The sequence below is a fragment of the Bacteroidales bacterium genome (genome assembly GCA_035647615.1).
Classification (GTDB): Bacteria; Bacteroidota; Bacteroidia; order Bacteroidales; family 4484-276; genus SABY01.
This window is the reverse complement of record DASRND010000013.1, coordinates 102,861-108,860: the sequence shown is the minus strand read 5'-3', so window position 1 is coordinate 108,860 and position 6,000 is coordinate 102,861. Positions and strand designations below refer to the sequence as shown.

The window sequence follows — 6,000 nt, the reverse complement described above, 5'->3', positions numbered from 1 at the left end:
AATAGAAAACAGCACTTTAAATGGAACTTGTATCAACCATAAAATTAAAAATCATGAAAAATATAGCAAAGCTCATAAAATTCATACCTATACTTGTATTGTTTATCGGCTGGAATCATACAGCCATGGCTCAGGGAGGGGTGCCACCGCCACCTCCCGATGAGCATGGTAAGCAAAGCAATCAACCACCGGGCGGCGGTGCCCCCATTGGTAGCGGCATTGCCATACTACTTAGTCTGGGTGCTGCCTATGGCGGAAAGAAGGTGTATCAGGTCTACCAAAACAAGGAATAGGTAGTCCCCAGAACTTTTTTAAAAGGAATAGGAATCCTGGGTTTTCGAGTGAAGCCCGGGATTTGCTGTGGCCGGTAACTCCTCGAACTTTCAGGAATCGTCCGCGAACTTCAGGAATTATCCGCGAATTGTCGCTAATTTATTTCGCCTTCATTCGCGGATTCTTACCTAAAAAAAACCCCCGCACCAAATGAATGATGCGGGGGTTAAGATCAAAAACATTAAGCAAGATTATTCGACCATCACTTTGCGGGTGGTGGTAAACTGTTGGTTGGTGATGCGGATGTTGTACAGGCCGCGGGCCTGGCCTCCCAGGTTGATGGTCTGGCTTCTGTGGGCGTTTGTTTTATAAATCAACTGACCGGTTGCGTTGGTGATTTCAATTTTGCTGTCAGCCGAAATGCCATCAATGTAGAGCAAGCCATTCGTTGGATTTGGGTAAACCCTGATCTGATCTTGTTCTGAATCGCCAATTCCGGTAGCGCCGGCTTTCAAATCTGAAATAACCGACATTCCATTTGCTGTAAAATACCCTGACGCATTTGCGGAAGCATCAAAACCTACCTGCAATTCGATCACATCGTCGGTTGCTGCGCGGTAAACTTTGAAATACATTAGATCATTTTCAAGCAATCCATCTGTTTCAATGGATGTGGCATCGTCGCCAAAAGCGCTGATGGCTGTGCTGTTGCCATCAAACTCCACAATTCCGCAACAAATTCCATCGGCATTGAAAACGCCAAGCCAATCGCCGGGACTTAACACAGAGGCAATTACTTCCATCGGAAGAGCAATTGTGTGAGAACTGTTGGAATAAATAGGATCATTCCATGGCGTCGCATTTTCAGGCTGACTCTGATGGATCGAAATCACGCCGGATTTGGCGACAAGATGAAAATCAACACTGGTGTTTCCGGGAACTTTTACCAGATAGGCGCGTCCGGGGTTGAGCGTACTCAAAGTGTTAATCGCGTAAGCTGGCCAGTAAACGCCTGTGCCGGCAATATCTTTAGCAATAATTATCTGCGGCTGAGCTTGCGCAAATAATTCATCTGTCGCAACTGACGACGAATTCAGCACTGGCAAATAAGTCCAGCCTGCATTGAGATCGACACTTGCATCGTCGAGTGGAACACCTACGAAATCCACCGTGGCCGCAGCCGACAGTTTGATTTGTGCACCGGTGTAGGTATCCCATGCACCGTTTGGATAGGAGTTGATATTTTGACCAGGCCAGTACATGTGTTCAAAATCATTTACCAAAATAAGATTGTTGTTGATGCTGCTGAAAATATCGCTCACCTGTTTGTTCCAGATATCCAAATAAGTCGAAATGCCGCTCCAGCCTTTGGGAACCAAAACGGATTGCGTCTCTAAGACGGTGAGCGTGATGTTTGCACTTTGCGCGAAGCCACAATTGTTTGTTACAATAACCCAATATTCACCGGAATCGTTGAGCGTAAGATTAGATTTGGTATAGCTGCTCTGCGCGCCCGACTGAACCAGGCTCCCTTCAAAATACCACTTGTAGTTAAGAGGAGCCGTGCCGTCGGCGGTTACAGAGAATGTATGTGAGCCTCCCACAGGTTTATGGTCGTCACCCGACTGAGCAGTAATAGTCGGCGCATTGTCAATTATAACGGTAACTGATCCGGTCATCATTTTTTCGCAACCGGTGGCGGCTTTGATTCCTTTTACTGTATAAGTCCCCGCTTGCGGAATGGTAGTAAACGTGAGCGCACCACCGGTACCGGGTAATACATTCCCTGTCAACTGGTTGTTGCGTAGTAGTGAATAATTTACACCAACCTGAGAGCTTGCAACTTTTACAATAGGAGCCTGCACACCAGCGCAAAAATGGCCGCCCAACGTGAGTTGGTAGGCGATGGGTAGCGGATTAACAGTAATTTTAACCTGATCGGTTTCCTGGCAGCCATGGCCATCGGTGACTGTGAGCGTGTAGGTGGTTGTATTCGCGGGCGTAGCAATAGGATTTGCGATATTTGGGTTGCTCAGTCCGCTCACCGGCGACCATGCATAGCTATAAGCCAACACACCACCCGAAGCGCTTCCGGCAAGTGTGGCTGAACTACCGGCACAAATCTCATTATCTGCACCAGCATTAGCATAAAGCTGTGGATATTGCTGAACCAAAACAGAGGCTTCGCCAGAGCAGCCAATGGCATCGGTAATAATGCAGGTATAAACTGTAGCTGTGGCAGGGTTGGCCAAGGGATTGCTGATGGTTGGGTCGCTCAGCCCTTCGGTGGGAGTCCAACTGTAAGTGTATGGCCCTTCGCCTGAGGTAGGCGTTGCTTCAATCATCACAGATTCGTCCTGGCAGAAAAAGGCTTCATCAACCAGGTTGATTTCTACGGGAGTACAAATCCGCACTGTACGCGAGGTTCCTTCGTTGGTAGTACAATGATAATAACCTCTCTCTGCCACGGTAAGAGCGGCGAAGTCGAGGTGATTTAAAGTAGCTCCACTTATTGCAACATTATCTTTGTACCACTGGTAACTCCCTGTTCCTTTCATTGCCAGAAACTTCGACGGGGTGTTGATCTGGCTGTTATCAATCAGGTATATATCCTGGTCGAGCAGGCCCTTCCAATTGCTTTCGGCAATTTCCCATGTTCCCGAATTATGCACATCACCCAGCACATCGTTGTAAATTTGGTAACCCCAGGAAGGTACATTCTTTAATGTTCCGGTATTGTTAAAATCACCGTTAAAACTAATGGTGGGATTGGCATAGTATTTAAAATTTTGCATCAGACCCTCCAATACACAATCTGTAAAGGTGTTAAACTTGGTATTAACAGCTCCGGTGATTATAACACTGGTAAATGTGGATGATTCGAATAATGGATCATTGGAACAATGCAGAGTAGCTGGCTCATCGCCTGCTACCAGTGTGTTTATGATTGAGCCACCCTCGAGATCGATTTTTCCATCAGTCGGGATAAAAATAGTTTTGCCTCCCAGGTTCAAATTGGCGTTAAGCAGATAAAGATCGCTTAGGATGGTGACATCTCCTGCGTCCACGTTGGCTGTTATGTTTGCAATATTAAATTGATTAGAATTCTGCGATTCGATAAAATGCATGTCATCGCCTCTAAAAATTATTTTTTGCGATAGCCAATAGCCGTTGTTGATTACCACATCCTGAACATCAAAATAGATGCTGTAGCTGCCCCATGATGTGATGTAGCCATTATTAATAAAATCACCTGACGTAGTTACTGTCGGGCTATAGTAGGTGTTATAATTCCTCAGGGTATCTTCTACTGTTACGTCGGTGAAATGACTTCCATTACCGTAAATCTGGCAGTATCCTTTGAGTTTTGTGCCTGTTATCTGCATATTCGTAAGCCTTGCATCTCCACTTTGGTAGAGATATTTATCGGTAGAGTGGAGGGAGCCATTTTGCAGGTCTCCATTTTGCATGGTAAAGTTTCCACTCTGAAGATCGATGGCAGCCCCGGCAAGACTCCAGGCGGAGTTGATAAAGGTAAAGTCTGAGCCAAATATTACAGCACTTGCAGCCACAGTATCATTAACATAAGGTACTGTGATGGTGCCACTTTTTGCTGTGCTGAAAAGGGTTTGGTCTGTTGCTCCGGCAAAGGTTAGATATTGGATATCCACCGGGCCATTGTTTTTAAAATCATTGTTCAAATAGATTCTCAGGCCATAGCTATTGCTTCGTGTCACTAATCCATTGTTGGTGAACAAGCCATCCACTGATAAAGAGGGAGTATAGTAGTAATTATAATTTTGTAATGTGTCTTCTACAGTTACGTTGGTGAATTTGTTGGCATCAGCATAAATCTGGCAAATCCCTTTGAGCCGGGTGCCCGTTACGTGCATGTTGATAAACCTTGCGTTTCCGCGCTGGTGGATGTATTTTCCATTGGATGTGAGTTGGCCGCCTTCCAGCGTTCCACCCTGCATCTTAAAATTTCCTGTGTTAAGGCTGATGGTTGCTCCATTGAGCGCCCATGTTGACCCGATAAAGGTAATGTCAGAATTGAAAATAATAGCGCTTGCGGCATCGGTGTCATTCACGTTGGTTACATTAATGACGCTTCCATTGGCATTTCCGGAAAGGGTTTGGTCGCTGGCTCCGGCAAAGGTTAGGGATGCAATATCCACCGGGCCATTGATGGTAAAATTCGCTGAACTACTTAATGTAATGCCATAACCGTTGCTTTTTCTGATAATGCCATTGTTGATCAGGTTGCCGGTCACACTAACGGGCATGTAGGCATTAGTACTATGATTCTGCAGTGTATCTACAACTGTTGTTGTGGAAGAAAAGATGCAATTATAGTAGCAGATGAATATCCCACCCAACTTTGCATTGTCTATCGTTGCATTTGTTAAATAAGCATTTTGTCTTAAAGCAATTTTGTGTCCGTTAGCTTTCATAGTAGCTGCCCCCAGATTAACTGCTGCCTTGCGGATTTCCAAATCATTATCCAGGATTATTTTGGAATCGGCATTGCGGTCTTCAAACCCGTCGCAATTGAAATATTTTCCAGCCAGCGATGCAACGTGTTGATCAGTCGTTCCGTCAAAATAGATATTGGAGCAGTCCCACTTCCCATTATTTGTAACTATTCCTTTAAAAGAAAAATTAAAATTATAATTGGTTATCCTGATCAGGCCGTTGTTAGTAAAATTGCCTTCCACCGTTAAGGTACGTGTTCCGTAGGAGAGGTTTTGCAACGTATCGGCAACGATCAATTCGCCGGATGCCACATTATTATTACCCACGTTAAAAAGCCCTTTTAGGGTGAGGTTGCTAAAATTTGAACCCTCTAAATAGGCGCCGGCGCGCATCAGCAGAGAAGCGCTGTGACCGATGATGTTTGCGTTTCGCATGGGCTTGGTGTAAAAGGCTACCTCAATACCCGGGGCAAAATCAACAGTATTTGAATTGCCAATAAATTCGATATTGTCAAAGGTCAGGTTAGTGGCAAACTTAACAGAACTGGTGGGGTCGTCATCCTGAAAGATAACAGCACCCCCCGGGGCTTTGAAGATTTTCCCTGGCGTAGCCGAAACAGACTGTGTGGTTGTTCCGGTGAAATTTAAATACGGGTCAGACCATACACCGTTAAGATGCAGATTGCCCCCTAATTTTACATAAAAGCTATAATTGGATTTTGTCATCGTGCCATCCACCCAAAGGTTTCCGGTAACAACCAATGTTCGCGTACCGTATGACAGGTTTTGGATGGTGCCGACGGGAGCCACGTACAGGTGTTTGCAAATGTCGCCATCGCTTACATTCACCAGATGTTTCACTACAACACTGTCGGCGCTGGTAGGTATGTTACCTCCTACCCAAGTGGTGGTTACGTTCCAATTTCCGGCTTGTGCGGTTGTTCTGGTGGCGGCATTTAAGTCACCTGATGCTGCCATTAGAGCTGCAATGACCAGAATGATTGAAAAGATGTAAATTCTTCGCATAATGAATAGGTTTGAATGAATACTTTATTAAAAAAATGACTTGGGATAAGCTATTAAAACAGAGTGATTTTGATTTTGTTGGTGCGAATATCTCTTTTAGGTACTCTTTTGCTGTTATAATTTGTTAAACCTGGCGGCTTGATGCCTGACCTTCAATCCCGAAAGTATTTAAAGGTTGATGCATCATTTTGCATGGATCCATTGATTAATGTTGCCCATGAAATTT

The 6,000-nt window shown here is 44.9% G+C and carries 2 protein-coding genes; one reads left to right on the top strand and one right to left on the bottom strand.

Annotated features, from left to right (window positions below):
* The first annotated feature begins 53 nt into the window (after positions 1–53).
* Positions 54–293: a hypothetical protein gene (locus VFC92_05735; protein ID HZK07683.1), complete on the top strand. Its 240-nt coding sequence runs from the start codon at positions 54–56 to the stop codon at positions 291–293.
* Positions 294–524: 231 nt separating this feature from the next.
* Here the strand turns inward: VFC92_05735 and VFC92_05730 are convergent, their stop codons facing one another.
* Positions 525–5,774, bottom strand: coding sequence for a T9SS type A sorting domain-containing protein (locus VFC92_05730; protein ID HZK07682.1), 5,250 nt, complete (start codon positions 5,772–5,774; stop codon positions 525–527).
* Between the last annotated feature and the right edge of the window lie 226 nt (positions 5,775–6,000).

What these genes read in the sequence shown, in the direction of transcription:
- VFC92_05735 (HZK07683.1), top strand. Translation starts at nt 54, where the DNA reads ATGAAAAATATAGCAAAGCTCATAAAATTCATACCTATACTTGTATTG.
- VFC92_05730 (HZK07682.1), bottom strand. Translation starts at nt 5,774, where the DNA reads ATGCGAAGAATTTACATCTTTTCAATCATTCTGGTCATTGCAGCTCTA.